Source organism: Pelagerythrobacter sp. (assembly GCF_041912895.1).
Classification (GTDB): domain Bacteria; phylum Pseudomonadota; class Alphaproteobacteria; order Sphingomonadales; family Sphingomonadaceae; genus Pelagerythrobacter.
Window position 1 is genome coordinate 24,016 of the sequence record NZ_JAYSGI010000004.1, and the last position, 14,938, is coordinate 38,953.

Annotated in this window: 12 protein-coding genes and 1 riboswitch; of the genes, 10 read left to right on the forward strand and 2 right to left on the reverse strand. The window is 67.7% G+C overall.

All coding sequences use genetic code 11. The features are described from left to right. Positions 1–73 precede the first annotated feature (73 nt). On the reverse strand, positions 74–1,078 hold the full coding sequence (locus tag ACE3QC_RS12105; protein WP_374408584.1) for a glycosyl hydrolase family 18 protein: 1,005 nt from the start codon (positions 1,076–1,078) through the stop codon (positions 74–76). A 212-nt stretch (positions 1,079–1,290) separates the two neighbouring features. Between ACE3QC_RS12105 and ACE3QC_RS12110 the strand changes: the two genes are divergently transcribed. From ACE3QC_RS12110 to metH, 8 genes are all read left to right on the forward strand, one after another. Next, positions 1,291–3,843, forward strand: a complete 2,553-nt coding sequence (locus ACE3QC_RS12110; RefSeq protein ID WP_374408585.1) for a family 20 glycosylhydrolase — start codon at positions 1,291–1,293, stop codon at positions 3,841–3,843. A gap of 33 nt (positions 3,844–3,876) precedes the next feature. Beyond that, the gene (locus ACE3QC_RS12115) at positions 3,877–4,866 is read left to right on the forward strand and encodes a cupin-like domain-containing protein (RefSeq protein WP_374408587.1); all 990 of its coding nucleotides are present in this window, start codon (positions 3,877–3,879) and stop codon (positions 4,864–4,866) included. Positions 4,867–4,978: 112 nt separating this feature from the next. Continuing rightward, positions 4,979–5,593, forward strand: a complete 615-nt coding sequence (locus ACE3QC_RS12120) for a flavin reductase family protein (protein ID WP_374408589.1) — start codon at positions 4,979–4,981, stop codon at positions 5,591–5,593. Positions 5,594–5,640: 47 nt separating this feature from the next. Further along, complete coding sequence (locus ACE3QC_RS12125; RefSeq protein WP_374408591.1) at positions 5,641–6,624, forward strand: ArsR/SmtB family transcription factor; 984 nt, start codon at positions 5,641–5,643, stop codon at positions 6,622–6,624. Beyond that, a complete protein-coding gene (metF, locus tag ACE3QC_RS12130) occupies positions 6,621–7,550 on the forward strand; it encodes a methylenetetrahydrofolate reductase [NAD(P)H] (protein WP_374408593.1) in 930 nt (309 codons plus the stop codon). Before ACE3QC_RS12125 ends, metF begins: the two co-directional genes overlap by 4 nt. Next, on the forward strand, positions 7,547–8,593 hold the full coding sequence (locus ACE3QC_RS12135; protein ID WP_374408595.1) for a homocysteine S-methyltransferase family protein: 1,047 nt from the start codon (positions 7,547–7,549) through the stop codon (positions 8,591–8,593). Before metF ends, ACE3QC_RS12135 begins: the two co-directional genes overlap by 4 nt. 4 nt (positions 8,594–8,597) lie before the next feature. After that, positions 8,598–9,137, forward strand: a complete 540-nt coding sequence (locus ACE3QC_RS12140; RefSeq protein WP_374408596.1) for an N-acetyltransferase family protein — start codon at positions 8,598–8,600, stop codon at positions 9,135–9,137. After that, complete coding sequence (gene metH, locus ACE3QC_RS12145; protein ID WP_374408598.1) at positions 9,134–11,770, forward strand: methionine synthase; 2,637 nt, start codon at positions 9,134–9,136, stop codon at positions 11,768–11,770. The genes ACE3QC_RS12140 and metH overlap by 4 nt, the downstream gene beginning before the upstream one ends. Before the next feature lie 4 nt (positions 11,771–11,774). Here metH and ACE3QC_RS12150 read toward each other — a convergent pair whose 3' ends face one another. Beyond that, positions 11,775–12,974 carry a cation:proton antiporter gene (locus tag ACE3QC_RS12150; RefSeq protein WP_374408600.1) on the reverse strand — a complete coding sequence of 400 codons (1,200 nt, stop codon included), beginning with the start codon at positions 12,972–12,974 and terminating at the stop codon, positions 11,775–11,777. A 153-nt stretch (positions 12,975–13,127) separates the two neighbouring features. After that, a riboswitch (glycine riboswitch) is annotated at positions 13,128–13,223 on the forward strand. A gap of 166 nt (positions 13,224–13,389) precedes the next feature. Here ACE3QC_RS12150 and gcvT point away from each other — a divergent pair. Then, positions 13,390–14,538 carry a glycine cleavage system aminomethyltransferase GcvT gene (gcvT, locus tag ACE3QC_RS12155; protein ID WP_374408602.1) on the forward strand — a complete coding sequence of 383 codons (1,149 nt, stop codon included), beginning with the start codon at positions 13,390–13,392 and terminating at the stop codon, positions 14,536–14,538. Then, positions 14,538–14,909, forward strand: a complete 372-nt coding sequence (gene gcvH, locus ACE3QC_RS12160; RefSeq protein WP_374408604.1) for a glycine cleavage system protein GcvH — start codon at positions 14,538–14,540, stop codon at positions 14,907–14,909. Before gcvT ends, gcvH begins: the two co-directional genes overlap by 1 nt. Positions 14,910–14,938: the final 29 nt, after the last annotated feature.

The window sequence follows — 14,938 nt, forward strand, 5'->3', positions numbered from 1 at the left end:
CTCTCGACAAGCCGGGACGGGAAATGGCGACGGCCTCGGCATATTGCCAATGTGTGCGATTGGTATGCTCGCGTCAATCTCGATTGCGAGCGGTTCGCATCGACAGACCGCGTTGCAGCGCGCGCGTAAGGCGGTGGTCGTCGGTATCCTGCGAAAGCTCCCACACCATTACCCCGCCTGCGATTTCGCGGGCGAGGCGCGCCTTGCGCTCGATCGTCTCGGGGCCGTTGAAGGTAATGTGGCGGCAGGTGGCGCAGAGGGACCCGACCACGTCGCCTTGCCGCCCGTCCGCGTCATGGGTGTTCGCGATGTCGCGGTAGGACCAATTGGGAGCTTCGCCGTTGAAACCGTAGCCGTAGAAAGGCACGCCCAGCACGAGCCGGTCCGGCGCTACCCCGCGATCGAGCCACAATTGCAAGTCGCGCGCGGCCATTGCCTGGCTCGCATGTTCGACCCCCGGCTCGCCCCAGGTCGGGCCGACCGCATCGTACGACATCACGTTGACCAGATCGAACGAGGGGATCGAATCGACCGGGATCATGCCGCCTTCGTAGGATGCGGTCGCGCATGTCAGCAATTTGCCTTTCTCCCGCAGCCTGGCGGACAACGCAGCGACGAATGGCGTGTAGTTTCCATCCGTGTCGATCGCAGTCAGCAGTGCGCCTTCGATATCCACGTCGATCCCGTCGAGGCCGAGCGCATCGGCCAAGCCGATCAGTGCGTCGACGGCCTGCGAGCGGCGATCGGGCGCCAGCAGGGACCGCCAGTCGCCCGAGCATTCGGGAATCACCCCGCCGCCGAGCGAGACGAGCACCTTCGCCCCGCCTTCCTGCAAGCGGCGCACGGTTTCGCGCAGTTCGCCCACCGAGAGCGCCGCTCCGTCCGCACCATTCATGCAGGTGAAGCTGCCGGATGCGATGTAGGCGCCGTCGCTGTCGGGGTTGGCGAACGCGATATTGAAATGGGTGAAGGCGGACGTGTCGGCGTGGTCGATCGTTTCCCCGAGCCCCTTGAATGCCGGCAAATAGCCGACGACGACCGGATCGGTATCACGCGACAGTGCGGGATAGCTTGCCAATACAAATGAAAGACCAATCATCCAAGCAGCCAGCCGGGCGAGTCCGCCATTCCGATGTGTCACATTTCTCATCGCAACTCCGCTCCAAGCGATCACAGAGGGCAAACTGGTTCGTCGTTGACCAATCCTCCTCGACATGACAAATCAGATACAACTTGTCGAGCGGGAGAAAGCGAATGCGGGTTTCGGGTTGGCCCTGGATGGCTGCGGCGATGGCGATCGCGACTGTTCCCGGCCCCACTTTCGCTCAACCGACGATGACAGCCGAGGCGAGGGCATCGCAGGCTGCGCTCGACAGCCTCGCCGACCGGCTGGGCTATCGTTACGAGGTGGTCGACAACGGCCCCGAGTGCCCGGCGGAAGTTGAAAACTGTTTCCTCGCGACCATCACGCTCACCGTGCCGGGCGATATCGAGGGCGGTTTCGCCGATCGCGGGCTGGCGCTGTATTTCGGGTTCGTCAATCGCCTGCCGCTGGTCGAAAGCGACATCTTCCGGCACGAACTGGTGAACGGCGATCTTCAGCGCCTCACCCTGAAACCGGGTGCGTCGCTGGCGCCGGGCAGCACGCACGTTATCAAGCTGTGGGGGCTCGGCTCGAACTTCTCCAGCGCCTTCGCGATGCCGAACGCCTATCTCATGGCCGACGGGCTCGAGGCGCGTACGATCGCGGCCACGCGGCCGGTGGTCGATCCCGATACCGGGCTGGAGGAGCTGCCGTTCGTCGCCCCGATGACCGACGAGGCACGTCTCGCGACCAGGGGCGGCGAAGACCGGACGCAGTGGCTTACGGCGGAGCGGGCCTTTGCGGTGCAGGCGGATCGCATCGCCCCGGCCGCGAGCGGCATCGCCATCCTTCCCCGCCCGGCCGAGGTGACGGTTAACGCAGGCGCGCGGCTGGATATCTCGCGCGGCGTGACGCTGTCGATCGCCGGTGCGGAGGCCGCCGCACTGGAGCCCGCGCTGGCGGCCCTCGCGCGGGCGGGGGCGGCGCAGGAGGGCGAAACGCCGCTGTCCATCGTGGTGGACGATGGAAGCGAACTGCCCGACGAAGGCTACCGCCTGCGGATATCTGGCGAGGGTGTTGAGATCGTGGCCGGCTCGGTCGCGGGCGCCAGCCACGCGCTGCGCTCGCTGGCGCAGCAGGTCGCCTTCGACGAAGGGCGGCTGGCGCAGATGACGATCACCGATGCCCCGGCCTACGGCTTTCGCGGATTGCACGTCGATCTCGGGCGCAATTTTCACGGGCGCGACCAGTTGCTCAAGCTGGTCGAGGCGATGGCCGCGTTCAAGCTCAACCGCCTTCACCTGCATCTGGCGGAAGACGAAGGCTGGCGGATCGAGATACCGGCGCTGCCCGAACTCGCCGCGATCGGATCGGAACGGTGTCACGATCCGGCCGAGGCGCGCTGCCTTCTTCCGCAGCTCGGCGCGGGGCCGGATCGCGGCGACGCGGTCGACGGCTATCTCACCACGCAGGATTACATCGCGATCGTGCGGGCCGCCGATGCGCGCGGCATCGAGGTGATCCCCTCGATCGACATGCCGGGCCACTCGCGCGCGGCGATCGTGGCGATGGAGGCGCGGCACGATCGTCTGGTGGCGGAAGGGCGGCCGGAAGAAGCGGCGCGCTATCGCCTGATCGATCCGGCCGACACGACCAGCTATCGCAGCATCCAGAACTACGACGACAACACGCTCAACGTCTGCCTCCCCTCGACCTACCGCTTCGTCGATACGGTGGTCGATGCGCTGGCCGACATGCACCGGGAGGCCGGGGTGCCGTTGCGCACGTTCCACCTCGGTGCCGACGAGACTGCGGGAGCCTGGGTCGAATCGCCCGCCTGCCAGTCGATGATCGCCGAAGTGGGCGGCGACGCGCGCGAACTGACCCCGTTGTTCATCGAAGGGGTCTCGGCGAGCCTTGCGGAAAAGGGCCTCCAAGCCGGTGGCTGGAGCGATGGCATGGGCCACACCGATGCCGCCCGGATGCCGGACAACGCGCAGACCAACATCTGGAGCGTGCTGCACACCGGCGCGATCCGCGAGGCGCACGATCAGCTCAATCGCGGGTGGGACGTCGTGCTATCGATCCCCAATCTCGGCTATTTCGACATGCCCTATGCCCCGCATCCCGAGGAGGGAGGCTACGACTGGGCGACCCGCGGCGTCGACACGCACCAGGTCTTCGGCTTCATGCCGGACAACCTGCCCGCCAACGCCGCGCTGATCGCCAATATCCAGGCGACCCCGCAGATCATCGCCGACGAGCCCGTTCTCCAGCCGGGCCATCGGATCGCCGGGCTTCAGGCGCAGTTGTGGAGCGAGACCATCCGCACCGATGCCGAGATGGACTATATGCTGTTCCCGCGCCTGCTCGCCTTGGCGGAGCGGGCCTGGCGCCCCGCCGCATGGGCACCGGCGTACCGCGCGGGCGAAACGTACGGCTGGCAGGATGCGCGTGTCGATCGCGATGCGCTCGCCGAAGAATGGCGCGACTTTGCCGGGCGCGTGGCGGCGCAATGGCCGCTGCTGGATGCGATCGGGGTCGCCTATCGCGTCGCTCCGCCCGGTGCGCGCATCGCGGAAGGACAGCTAAAAGCGAACAGCGTGTTTCCCGGCACGCGGATCGAATATCGCGTTGGCGATGGCGAATGGCGGGCTTACGATGGGCCGGTGACGGTCGATTCCGCGGTTTCGCTGCGCAGCCGGTCCGCCGATGGCACGCGCACCAGCCGCACGGTGCACGTCGAACCAGCCGGGTAAGCGCGAGGAGAGCGATCGATCGGACCGGGCGCTATGCACGAACTGGATTGCGGGGACGCGCAAGGCATCGCGCGGATCGTGGCCGAGGCGCGCCAACCCGCCATCCTGCGCGGTCTGGCGCGCGGCTGGCCCGCGGTCGCGGCGGCCCGCGAAGGGGACGAGGCGATCGCCGCCTATCTCGCATCGCGCGATAACGGCGGCGCGCTGAAGGTTCTGGTCGGGCCTCCCGAGATCGGCGGGCGCTATTTCTACGACGATGCCATGCGCGGGGTGAACTTTCGGCACGAGGAGATGCCGATGCGCGCCTTGCTCGCTCGCCTGCTGTCGCTGCGCGGCAATTCCGACGCGCCCGGCCTCTATGCCGGGTCCACGCCGATGCCCGAATGCGTTGACCGGTTCGCGGCAGAAAATCCCTTGCCGCTGGATACCGGCGTCGATCCGCGGATCTGGGTGGGGAACGCCAGCCGGATCGCCACGCATTACGACATGGCCAGAAATATCGCGGTGGTGGTGGCGGGGCGGCGGCGCTTCACTCTCTTTCCTCCGGGGCAGATCGCCAATCTCTATGTCGGCCCGGTCGAGCGCACGATCGCCGGGCAGCCGACCAGCATGGTCGATCCCGATGCGCCGGACTACGATCGCTTCCCGCGCTACGCGGAGGCGGAGAGGCACCGGCAGGTGGCCGATCTCGAACCCGGCGACGCGATCTTCATGCCCCCGATGTGGTGGCACACGGTGCGGGCGGAGGGCGCGCTGAACGTGCTGGTGAACTACTGGTTCGGCCAGCCCGCCGATCGCTTTCCGTTCGCCGCGCTGATGCTGGCGCTGCATTCCATCCGCGACCTGCCCGATGCCGAGCGGGCCGCATGGCGGAACTGGTTCGATCACTATGTCTTCGGGGATGACGCCCGCGCCGTGGCCGATCACCTCCCGCCCCGTGCCCGCGGCGTCCTCGGCCCGCCCGCCCCGCAACGCGACGCGATGATGATCGATTACGTGCTCGGCATCTGCGGCAAGCGCTGAGAGGGCGCGCGCCGCCATGGCCTAGCTCACGGCGCGCGCGTTCAGGTCAGCTTCTGAGGACACGGCCGCGGCAAGGTTGCTCTTGTCGCGGCCGCGGACTAGCGACAGGGCCGTGTTGGACAAAGCCGCATTTCGCAGCGCCCTCGGCAGCTTCGTAACCGGGGTGACGATCGTCACCGCGCGCGATGGTGCCGGCGAGCCGGTGGGCCTTACCGCGAACAGCTTCAATTCGGTCTCGCTCGATCCGCCGATGGTGCTGTGGAGCCTCTCGCTCGGCAGCCACAGCCTGCCCGCGTTTCGCGACGCCGAAAGCTGGGCCGTGCACATCCTCGCTTCCGGCCAGCAGGCGATGTCCGACCGCTTCGCGCGGCGCGGAGAGGACAAGTTCGCCGGGCTCGACGTGGTCGACGGTCCGGAAGGCGCGCCGCTGATCGCGGGCTGCGCGGCGCGCTTCGGGTGCCGGGCGCGGTTCGAGTACGAAGGCGGCGACCATGCGATCTTCCTCGGCGAAGTGGTCGATTTCGACCGCACCGAGGCGGAGCCGCTGGTCTATCACGGCGGACGCTACGGCCGCATGATGCCCGCCGCCGATGCGGGGCTCGATCCGCAGGACCATGCCCAACTCGTCGCCGCCGGGCTGATCGCGGAGAGCGCCGGCGAATGGTCGCTGACCGATGCGGGCGCAGCGCAGCTCGCGCTGCTGCAACGGATCGCCGGAGGGCGCTGAATCCGAGTTCGCTTGCACATATAAGAATATCTTTATATGTTGCCCTAATGCGCATCGAAGCGATCATACGGGCGCTTGCCGACCCCACCCGGTTGCGGATCATGCGGCTGCTCGCGGCGATGGAGCTTGCCGTGGGCGAACTCGCGCAAGTGCTCGGGCAGAGCCAGCCGCGCGTCTCGCGCCATGTCGGCATCCTGTGCGACGCCGGGCTGGCCGAACGGCACCGCGAGGGAAGCTGGGTGTTCCTGCGCGCGAGCGTAGGCAAAGGCCGCGGCGCACCGGTGGGCGAGGCGGTCGCGCGCCTGCTCGCCACCGCAGAGCGCGAGGATGATGAATTCGCCGCCGCCTGCGCCGAGGATCGCCGCCAACTCGCCGCGATCCGCGCCGCGCGCGAAAGCAGCGCGGAGACGTATTTCGCGCGCCATGCGGAAGACTGGGACGAATTGCGCCGCTTGCACAGCCCGGACGAACTGGTCGAACAGAAGCTGATCGAGGCGCTGGGCGACGAGTCGCTGGGGCAGGTCCTCGACATCGGCACCGGAACGGGACGCATGGCCGAACTGTTCGCCGAGCGTGCCGATCGGGTGGTGGCGCTCGACAAGAGCCTCGACATGCTGCGCTTCGCCCGCGCCAAGCTGCAGAACCTGCCGTCTAACGCGATCGAGCTGGTGCAGGGCGATTTCACCGCGCTGCCGCTGCCCGCGCAGGGCTTCGACACCGTGCTGCTCCATCAGGTGCTGCATTTCGCGCAGGATCCGGCCGCCCCGCTGGCGGAAGCTGCGCGGGTAACGCGGCCGGGCGGACGGATCGCAATCGTCGATTTCGCTGCCCACGCGCGCGAGGATCTGCGCGACCGGCACGCGCATGTCCGCCTCGGCTTCACCGATGCCGCGATCGCCGCGCTGCTGAGCGAGGCGGGGTTTGCCCCCGCCCCGCCGGTCGCGCTCGACGAAGGCGAATTGGTGGTCAAGATCTGGCTCGGCACTCGCCTCGGCGGCCCGGCCACCACCGTAAGGAAGCGCGCCGAATGAGCCCGACGTTCGACCAGATGCAGGAAGCGCGCACCGCGCTCGATTCGCCGCTGTTTTCCGGCTTGCCGGGAGATATCGATGTGTCGTTCGAATTCTTCCCGCCCAAGAGCGAGAAGATGGCGGAGACCTTGCGCGAAAGCGTCGAGACGCTTGCTCCGCTGGGCCCACGCTTCGTTTCGGTGACCTATGGCGCGGGCGGCTCCACGCGCGAGCGAACCCACGAACAGGTCGTGCGGATCGAGCGCGAGACGGGCATTCCCGCCGCTGCGCACCTGACCTGCGTGGAGGCGACGCGCGAGGAGATCGACGCGGTCGCGCGGCATTACTGGGAAAGCGGCATCCGCCATGTCGTCGCGCTGCGCGGCGATCCGCCCGACGGCGGGACTCGTTACGCTCCGCATCCGGGCGGCTATGCCAACGCGGCCGAACTGATTGCCGGGCTGCGCGACGTCGCCCCGTTCGAGATTTCGGTCGCCGCCTATCCCGAGATGCACCCCGATTCGGCCGATGCCACCGCCGATCTCGACAATCTGAAGCGCAAGTTCGACGCCGGGGCGACGCGCGCGATCACGCAGTTCTTCTTCGAACCCGAATGCTTTTTCCGCTTCCGCGACCGCGCGGCAGCGGCGGGGATCGAGGGAGAGATCGTGCCCGGCGTGATGCCGGTGATGAGTTTCGCCGCCGTTCAGCGCATGTCGGGCCTGTGCGGCACCGCGATCCCCGGATGGATGGAAGGCTTGTTCGACGGGCTCGACGAGCGGCCCGCCGCGCGCCAGCTCGTTTCCGCCACGATCGCGGCCGAGCTGTGCCGCCGTCTCTACGCGGGCGGGGTGCGCCAGTTTCATTTCTACACGCTCAACCGCGCCGAGCTGAGCTACGCGATCTGCCACATGCTCGGGCTGCGGCCCAAAGGAGGCCCGCGATGAACGCGCGCGAACGACTGAACGCCGAAGCGGCCAAGCGCATCCTCGTGTTCGACGGGGCGTTCGGCACGCAAATCCAGGGGCGTGGGCTGAGCGAAGCCGACTATGCCGGCGATCTTGGCCTCGGCGCCGACCAGAAGGGCAACAACGATATCCTCGCGCTGACCCGCCCCGACGTGATCGGCGACATCACGCGCGCCTATCTGGATGCGGGATCGGACGTGGTTTCCACCAATACTTTCTCCGCCAACCGCATCAGCCAGGCGGACTATGCCGCCGAGGACAAGGTGGAGGAGATCAATCTTGCCTCCGCCCGGATCGCGCGCGAACTGGCGGACGAATTCGAGCAGGCCGACGGCCGCCCGCGCTTCGTTGCCGGGGCGATCGGGCCGACCAACAAGACCCTCTCGCTCAGCCCCGACGTGGAAGACCCCGGGTTTCGCGAGATCGATTTCGATTTCCTCACCGGCGTCTACCGCGACCAGGCCGCCGCGCTGGTCGAGGGCGGGGCGGATTTCATCCTGATCGAGACGATCTTCGACACGCTCAACGCCAAGGCCGGGATCATGGCGGTGAAGCAGCTCGAGCGCGAGCTGGGGCGCGACGTGCCAGTGATGCTGTCGATGACGCTGACCGACCTTTCGGGCCGCAACCTGTCGGGCCACACGGTCGAGGCGTTCTGGTACGCGGTGCGCCACGCCCGGCCCGCGACGATCGGGCTCAATTGCAGCTTCGGGGCGGAGCAGCTCCGCCCGCATATCCAGGTGCTTTCGGGCATCGCCGATACGCTGCTGATGGCCTATCCCAACGCGGGCCTGCCGAATGAGCTGGGCGAATACGACGAAGCGCCGGAAACGACCGCCGCGCTGGTCAAGGCATGGGCGGAAAACGGTCGGGCCAATATCCTCGGCGGTTGCTGCGGCTCGACCCCCGAACACATCGCCGCGATCGCCCGGGCGGTGGAAGGCGTCGCCCCGCGCAAGGTGCCCGCGCGCGACACCGAAATGCGCCTCGCCGGGCTCGAACCCTTCTCGATCGCGGCCTGAAGCGATGGACGACTGCGCCATCCGCCGGGCGAACCCCGACGATGCCGAGCGTCTGGCGCTCGTCGGCGCGGCGACCTTTCTGGAAACCTTTGCCGGCGCGGTGGCAGGGGCGGCGCTGCTTGCGCACTGCCGCATTCAGCATGCCGCCGAGACTTACCGCGCCTATTTCGATCGCGGCGCGTCGGCCTGGCTCGCCGAATGCGGCGGCGCGCCGGTCGGCTATGCGCTGCTGGCGCCGCCCGAGCTGGAGGCGGCGCGCGAAGGCGATATCGAATTGAAGCGCATCTACGTCCTCTCGCGCTTCCACGGCAGCGGACTGGCCGGGGCGCTGTTCGATGCCCTCGTGCCGGCGGCGCGCGCTCACCGCCGAATGCTGGTCGGGGTGAAGGACGACAACGATCGCGCTATCGCATTTTACGTGAAGAACGGCTTCCGCCAGATCGGCACGCGCCGGTTCGATGTCGGCGGAACGCTTTACGACGACGCGGTGCTCGCGCGGCCGCTTTCTCCCATGGAACCCGCCGATCCTGCAGGGGCCGCATGACCACTTCCGCTTCCACCCGCTTCGTCAATATCGGCGAGCGCACCAACGTCACCGGATCGGCGCGCTTCAAGAAGCTGGTCATGGCCGGCGACTATCCCGCCGCGGTGGAAGTCGCGCGCAGCCAGGTCGAGAACGGCGCGCAGGTGATCGACGTCAATATGGACGAAGGCCTGCTCGACGCGGTCGAGGCGATGACCACCTTCCTCAAGCTGATCGCCGCCGAACCCGATATCGCGCGCGTGCCGGTGATGATCGACAGCTCCAAGTGGGAGGTGATCGAGGCCGGGCTGAAGTGCGTCTCGGGCAAGCCGATCGTCAACTCGATCTCGATGAAGGAAGGCGAGGAGCAGTTCCTCGAACACGCGCGGCTGTGCATGGATTACGGCGCGGCGGTGGTGGTGATGGCCTTCGACGAGACGGGGCAGGCCGACACCAAGGCGCGCAAGGTGGAGATCTGCCGCCGCGCCTACGAGGTGCTGACCGGGATCGGCTTTCCGCCCGAGGATATCATCTTCGACCCCAACGTATTCGCGGTCGCCACCGGGATCGAGGAACACGACCGCTACGGCCTCGACTTCATCGAGGCCGCGCGCGAGATCCGCGCCGCCTGCCCGCACGCGCACATCAGCGGCGGGCTGTCGAACCTCTCGTTCAGCTTCCGTGGCAATGAGACGGTGCGCCGCGCGATGCATTCGGTGTTCCTCTACCACGCGATTCCCGCAGGCATGGACATGGGCATCGTCAACGCCGGGCAGCTCGACGTCTACGACGCGATCGACCCCACCTTGCGCGAAGCGTGCGAGGACGTGATCCTGATGCGCCCCCCGCCCGAGGGCGGCGAATTCGCCAGCGCGACCGAGCGGCTGATCGCGCTCGCCGAAAGCTACAAGGGGCAGGACCCACGCGCCGAGAAGGAAGCCGCCGAATGGCGCGGGTGGGACGTTACCAGGCGGCTCGAGCACGCGCTGGTCAAGGGCATCGACGCGCACGTGGTCGACGATACCGAGGAAGCGCGCCAGGCCATTATCGGGCGCGGCGGCCGCCCGATCGAGGTGATCGAAGGCCCGCTGATGGACGGGATGAACGTCGTCGGCGACCTGTTCGGCAGCGGCAAGATGTTCCTCCCGCAAGTGGTCAAGTCCGCGCGCGTGATGAAGAAGGCGGTCGCCCACCTGATTCCGTTCATCGAGGCGGAGAAGGAGGAAGGCGCGCGCGCCAAAGGCACGATCGTGATGGCGACCGTGAAAGGCGACGTGCACGATATCGGCAAGAACATCGTCGGCGTCGTACTCCAGTGCAACGGCTACGAGGTGATCGACCTCGGCGTGATGGTGCCGTGGTCGAAGATCATCGAGACGGCGAACGACAATCAGGCCGACATGATCGGGCTGTCGGGCCTCATCACGCCTTCGCTGGACGAAATGGTGACCGTGGCCGAGGAAATGCAGGCGGCGGGGATGACGATGCCGCTGCTGATCGGCGGAGCGACCACCAGCAAGGTCCACACCGCGCTGCGGATCGATCCGGCCTACGAAGGCCCGGTGATCCACGTGCTCGACGCGAGCCGCGCGGTCGGCGTCGCCAGCCGTCTGCTCAGCGACACGCAGCGCGACGGCTTCGTGGCGGACACCGCGAACGATTACGTGAAGGTGCGCGACGCGCGCGAAGGCAAGAACAAGAGCGTTTTGCTCAGCTTGGACGAGGCGCGCGCGAACTATTACGACGCCTATCTGAGCGACAAGCCTGCGCCGCCGAACAGCCCCGGCGTCCATGCGTTCGACGACTGGCCGCTGGCCGATCTGCGCGAATACATCGACTGGACCCCGTTCTTCCGCGCCTGGGAACTGGCCGGGACGTACCCCGTGATCCTCGACGACGATGTCGTCGGCGAGACCGCGCGCGATCTCAAGCGCGATGCCGACGCCATGCTCGATCGGATCGTCGAGGAGAAGTGGCTCACGGCGAAAGGCGTTGTCGGGCTGTGGCCCTGCGCGCGGGACGGCGACGACGTGACCTTGCACGACACCGAGGGCGAAACGCACACCGTGCTTCCGTTCCTGCGCCAGCAGGTCAAGAAATCGCGCGACCGGGCGAACATGTGCCTCGCCGATTTCATCGATCCGGCGGGCGACTGGATCGGCGGCTTCGCGGTCGGCATCCACGGAATCGAGCCGTATTCGCAGGCCTTCCGCGCGGACAAGGACGACTATTCGGACATCCTTCTGAAAGCGCTCGCCGACCGGCTGGCCGAGGCGTTCGCCGAACGGCTGCACCGCCATGTGCGCACCGACCTGTGGGGCTATGCCGAAGGCGAGCAGCTGACCAACGAGGCGCTGATCAAGGAAGAATACCGCGGCATCCGCCCGGCGCCGGGCTATCCCGCCTGCCCCGATCACAGCCTCAAGCCGATCCTGTTCGACCTGCTCGACGCCGGGAAGAATGCAGGGATCGAGCTGACCGAGAGCTACGCCATGCTTCCCACCGCGGCAGTCAGCGGGTTCTATTTCGGCCACCCCGAAGCCGAGTATTTCGGCGTCGCACGCATCGGGCGCGACCAGCTGGAAGACTATGCCGCGCGCCGCGGGGTCGATCTGCCGACCGCCGAACGCTGGCTGCGGCCCAACCTCGACTGAGAGCCTAGGCCTCGGCGTCGATCCGGCGTTCCAGCCGTTTCAGCAGCGGTGTCGCGAAGGGCACGGTCAGCATCGTGCTCGCGACGGCCATCAGCAGGAGCGCGGTGAAGGCCGTGTTGGTGATCACCTGCTTGTCGAGCAGGATATTGGCGAAGATGATCATGATCAGCGCCTTGGTCTGGAGCAGCCAGCCGATCAGCGACGCCTCGCCGCGGCTCCAGCCCAGCAGGCGTCCGGCGATGCCGACACCGAGAAGCTTGCCCGCCACCGCCGCGGCGAGCAGCAGGGCCGCCGCTGCGAACACCGCCAGACCGCCCGTTTCCCACTGTGTCCTGAGGCCGGTCGAGAGAAAGAACACCGGCATGATGGTGAGGAGCACGACGTTGCGGAAGCGGTCCATCGCTTCCTCGCCGAACCATTTCGCTTCCAGCACCGCGCCGGCCAGAAACGCGCCGACCATGTAGTGCAGGCCTGACCAGTCTCCCGCGAGGCCGCACAGCGCGAGCCAGATGAGCCCCGCCGCCCAGCGGTCACGCTCCTCCAGCCGCACCATCAGGCGCCGCATCGCCCAGGCCGCGAGAGCGAACCCGACCAGGAACATCGCCTGCCGCCCGATCCGTTCCCAGTCGAGCAGGATCAGCGCGAGCACGCCCCAGATGGCGATATCGTCGAGGCTCGCGTAGCGCAGCACGCGCTGGCCGAGCGGGCGCCGCAGGAACTCCAGCTTTTCCATGAACAGAATGAGGATCGGCAGGGCGGTGACCGCGCAGGCCATGCCGAGCCCCAGCACGACCTGCCAGGCGGCGCCTTCCGCGCCTTGCCAGCCCGGCCATTGCAGCAGAACCACGGCGGCCAGAGATCCGAGCGCCAGTGGCATGCCCAGGGCGAGGCTCGCGGTAAGGCCGGTTTCGCGGCGGTGGGCCCAGGCCCGGGTCAGGTCGAGTTCGATCCCCGCCACCCAGACGAACAGCATCACCGCCCACCACGCCACTCCGTTTAGCGCGGTGATGACGTCGGGCTGGAACACGAAGGCGTAGTAATCGGGGAACGCCGCGCCAAGCACGCCGGGGCCGAGCAGGATGCCGCCGACGATCTGCACCACCACCAGCGGCGCCCAGTAATCGGTGCAGAACACGCGCCAGACGAGCCACGGCGCGGCGAAGATGATCAGCAGGGCGATCAGGTAGACTTCGGTGATCGTCATATGCCCCTCTCCTCGGTTCGCCCTAGGATCGCCGCCCGCGATTGCAAGCGCGCGCAGCGAGGCGAGCAAAATAATGTCCGCCTGCATGTCCGTCCCCGATTGACCGGCGGCGCGCTTTGCGCAATCGCGGGGCACGTCGCCGGAAGCGATTCCGGTCTCGTCGTGGGAGAGTCCCCTTGCCGAGCGGCAGGGGGCGCCGAAGGAGCAACCGCCCCGGAAACTCTCAGGCCCACGGACCGTGGCGAGGCGTGCGACGCTCTGGAAAGCGCTTTCGTTCCGGCGAAGGCCACCGAAGGGGTAAGCCGATGGCGCGGTCTGGCGATCGCACGCGGCCAAGCTCTCAGGTTTCCCGACAGAGGGGGCATGCGGCAGGGCGCTTCACGGCGAAGCGTCTTCGCGCCAGTCGGGACGATAGATGAGCGATATCGAAGAAACGGCCGAAGTGCAGCAACTCCCCCTCGACGCGTGGCACCGCGCTCAGGGCGCGCGCATGGTGCCCTTCGCGGGCTACGAGATGCCGATCCAGTATACCGGCGATTGGGGGGGCATCGTGGCCGAGCACGAATGGACGCGCAGCCATGCGGGCCTGTTCGACGTCAGCCACATGGGCCAGTTGCTGGTGTCGGGCGAAGGCGCGGCCGAGGCGCTCGAGGCGCTGCTGCCCGGCGATATCGCGGCGCTCAAGCCGGGGCGCATCCGCTATTCGCTGCTGCTCGACGAGAATGGCGGCATCCTCGACGATCTGATGGTCACCAACGTCACGCCGGAAGGCGGCACGCCGACCTATTACCTCGTCGTCAACGGCGCGACCAAGTGGGACGATATCGCCCACTTGCGCGAACACCTGCCCGACGCGATCACCCTGACGCATCTCGACGATCAGGCGCTGCTCGCGCTGCAAGGGCCCGAAGCCGCCGCCGCAATCGCGCGGGTGTTCGGTGACGTGGCGGGCGACCTCAAGTTCATGCAGGGCACCGCGTTCACCTCCGGCGAAGTCGAGATCGGCATCGGCCGCTCGGGCTATACCGGGGAGGACGGGTTCGAGCTGTCGGTGCCCGCCGAACACGCCGAGGAGATCGCCCGGCGGCTGTGCGCGGACGAAGCGGTGCGCCCGATCGGCCTCGGCGCGCGCGATTCCTTGCGGCTGGAGGCCGGGCTGCCGCTCTACGGCCACGATCTTTCGCCCGAGACCGATCCGGTCAGCGCCGACCTCGGCTTCGCGATCAGCAAGCGCCGCCGCGCCGAAGGCGGCTTTCCCGGCGCCGAACGTATCCTCGGCCTGCTGACAAGCGGTGCCGAAACGAAGCGCGTCGGGCTCGCGCTCGACGGCCGCCTGCCCGCGCGCGAGGGTGCGCCGGTTTTCGCAGGGAAGGAACAGGTCGGCCAGCTCACCAGCGGCGGCTTCGCGCCCACGCTCGGCCACCCGATCGCGATGGGTTACGTCGCGGCCGCCCACGCCGCACCGGGCACCGCGCTCGAAATCGAAGTCCGGGGCAAGCGCCTGGCTGCAAAGGTCGCGCCGATGCCCTTCGTTCCCCACAACTACTATCGCGGAGACAAGTGATGGCCCGTTACTTCACCGACGAACACGAATGGATCGACGTCGATGGCGATACCGCCACTGCCGGGATCACCGATTACGCGCAAGGCCAGTTGGGCGACATCGTGTTCGTCGAACTGCCGGGCATCGGCAGCACGCTGAAGCGCGGCGACGATGCCGCGGTGGTCGAAAGCGTGAAGGCCGCGAGCGACGTCTACGCCCCGATCGACGGGCAGGTGGCCGAAGTGAACGCGGCGCTGGAAGACGATCCCTCGCTGGTGAACACCAGCCCCGAGGGCGAGGGGTGGTTCTTCAAGCTGACGATCGCCGACGCATCGCAGCTCGACGGGCTGATGGACGAGGCGGGCTACAAGAGCTTCGTCGACGGGCTTTGATGTGTACGGGCCCCGCCGTGGCGCGGCGG

Coding starts and splice junctions, on each gene's coding strand:
- ACE3QC_RS12110 (WP_374408585.1), top strand. CDS start 1,291: ATGGCGATCGCGACTGTTCCCGGCCCCACTTTCGCTCAACCGACGATG.
- ACE3QC_RS12115 (WP_374408587.1), top strand. CDS start 3,877: ATGCACGAACTGGATTGCGGGGACGCGCAAGGCATCGCGCGGATCGTG.
- ACE3QC_RS12125 (WP_374408591.1), top strand. CDS start 5,641: ATGCGCATCGAAGCGATCATACGGGCGCTTGCCGACCCCACCCGGTTG.
- metF (WP_374408593.1), top strand. CDS start 6,621: ATGAGCCCGACGTTCGACCAGATGCAGGAAGCGCGCACCGCGCTCGAT.
- ACE3QC_RS12135 (WP_374408595.1), top strand. CDS start 7,547: ATGAACGCGCGCGAACGACTGAACGCCGAAGCGGCCAAGCGCATCCTC.
- ACE3QC_RS12140 (WP_374408596.1), top strand. CDS start 8,598: ATGGACGACTGCGCCATCCGCCGGGCGAACCCCGACGATGCCGAGCGT.
- metH (WP_374408598.1), top strand. CDS start 9,134: ATGACCACTTCCGCTTCCACCCGCTTCGTCAATATCGGCGAGCGCACC.
- ACE3QC_RS12150 (WP_374408600.1), bottom strand. CDS start 12,974: ATGACGATCACCGAAGTCTACCTGATCGCCCTGCTGATCATCTTCGCC.
- gcvT (WP_374408602.1), top strand. CDS start 13,390: ATGAGCGATATCGAAGAAACGGCCGAAGTGCAGCAACTCCCCCTCGAC.
- gcvH (WP_374408604.1), top strand. CDS start 14,538: ATGGCCCGTTACTTCACCGACGAACACGAATGGATCGACGTCGATGGC.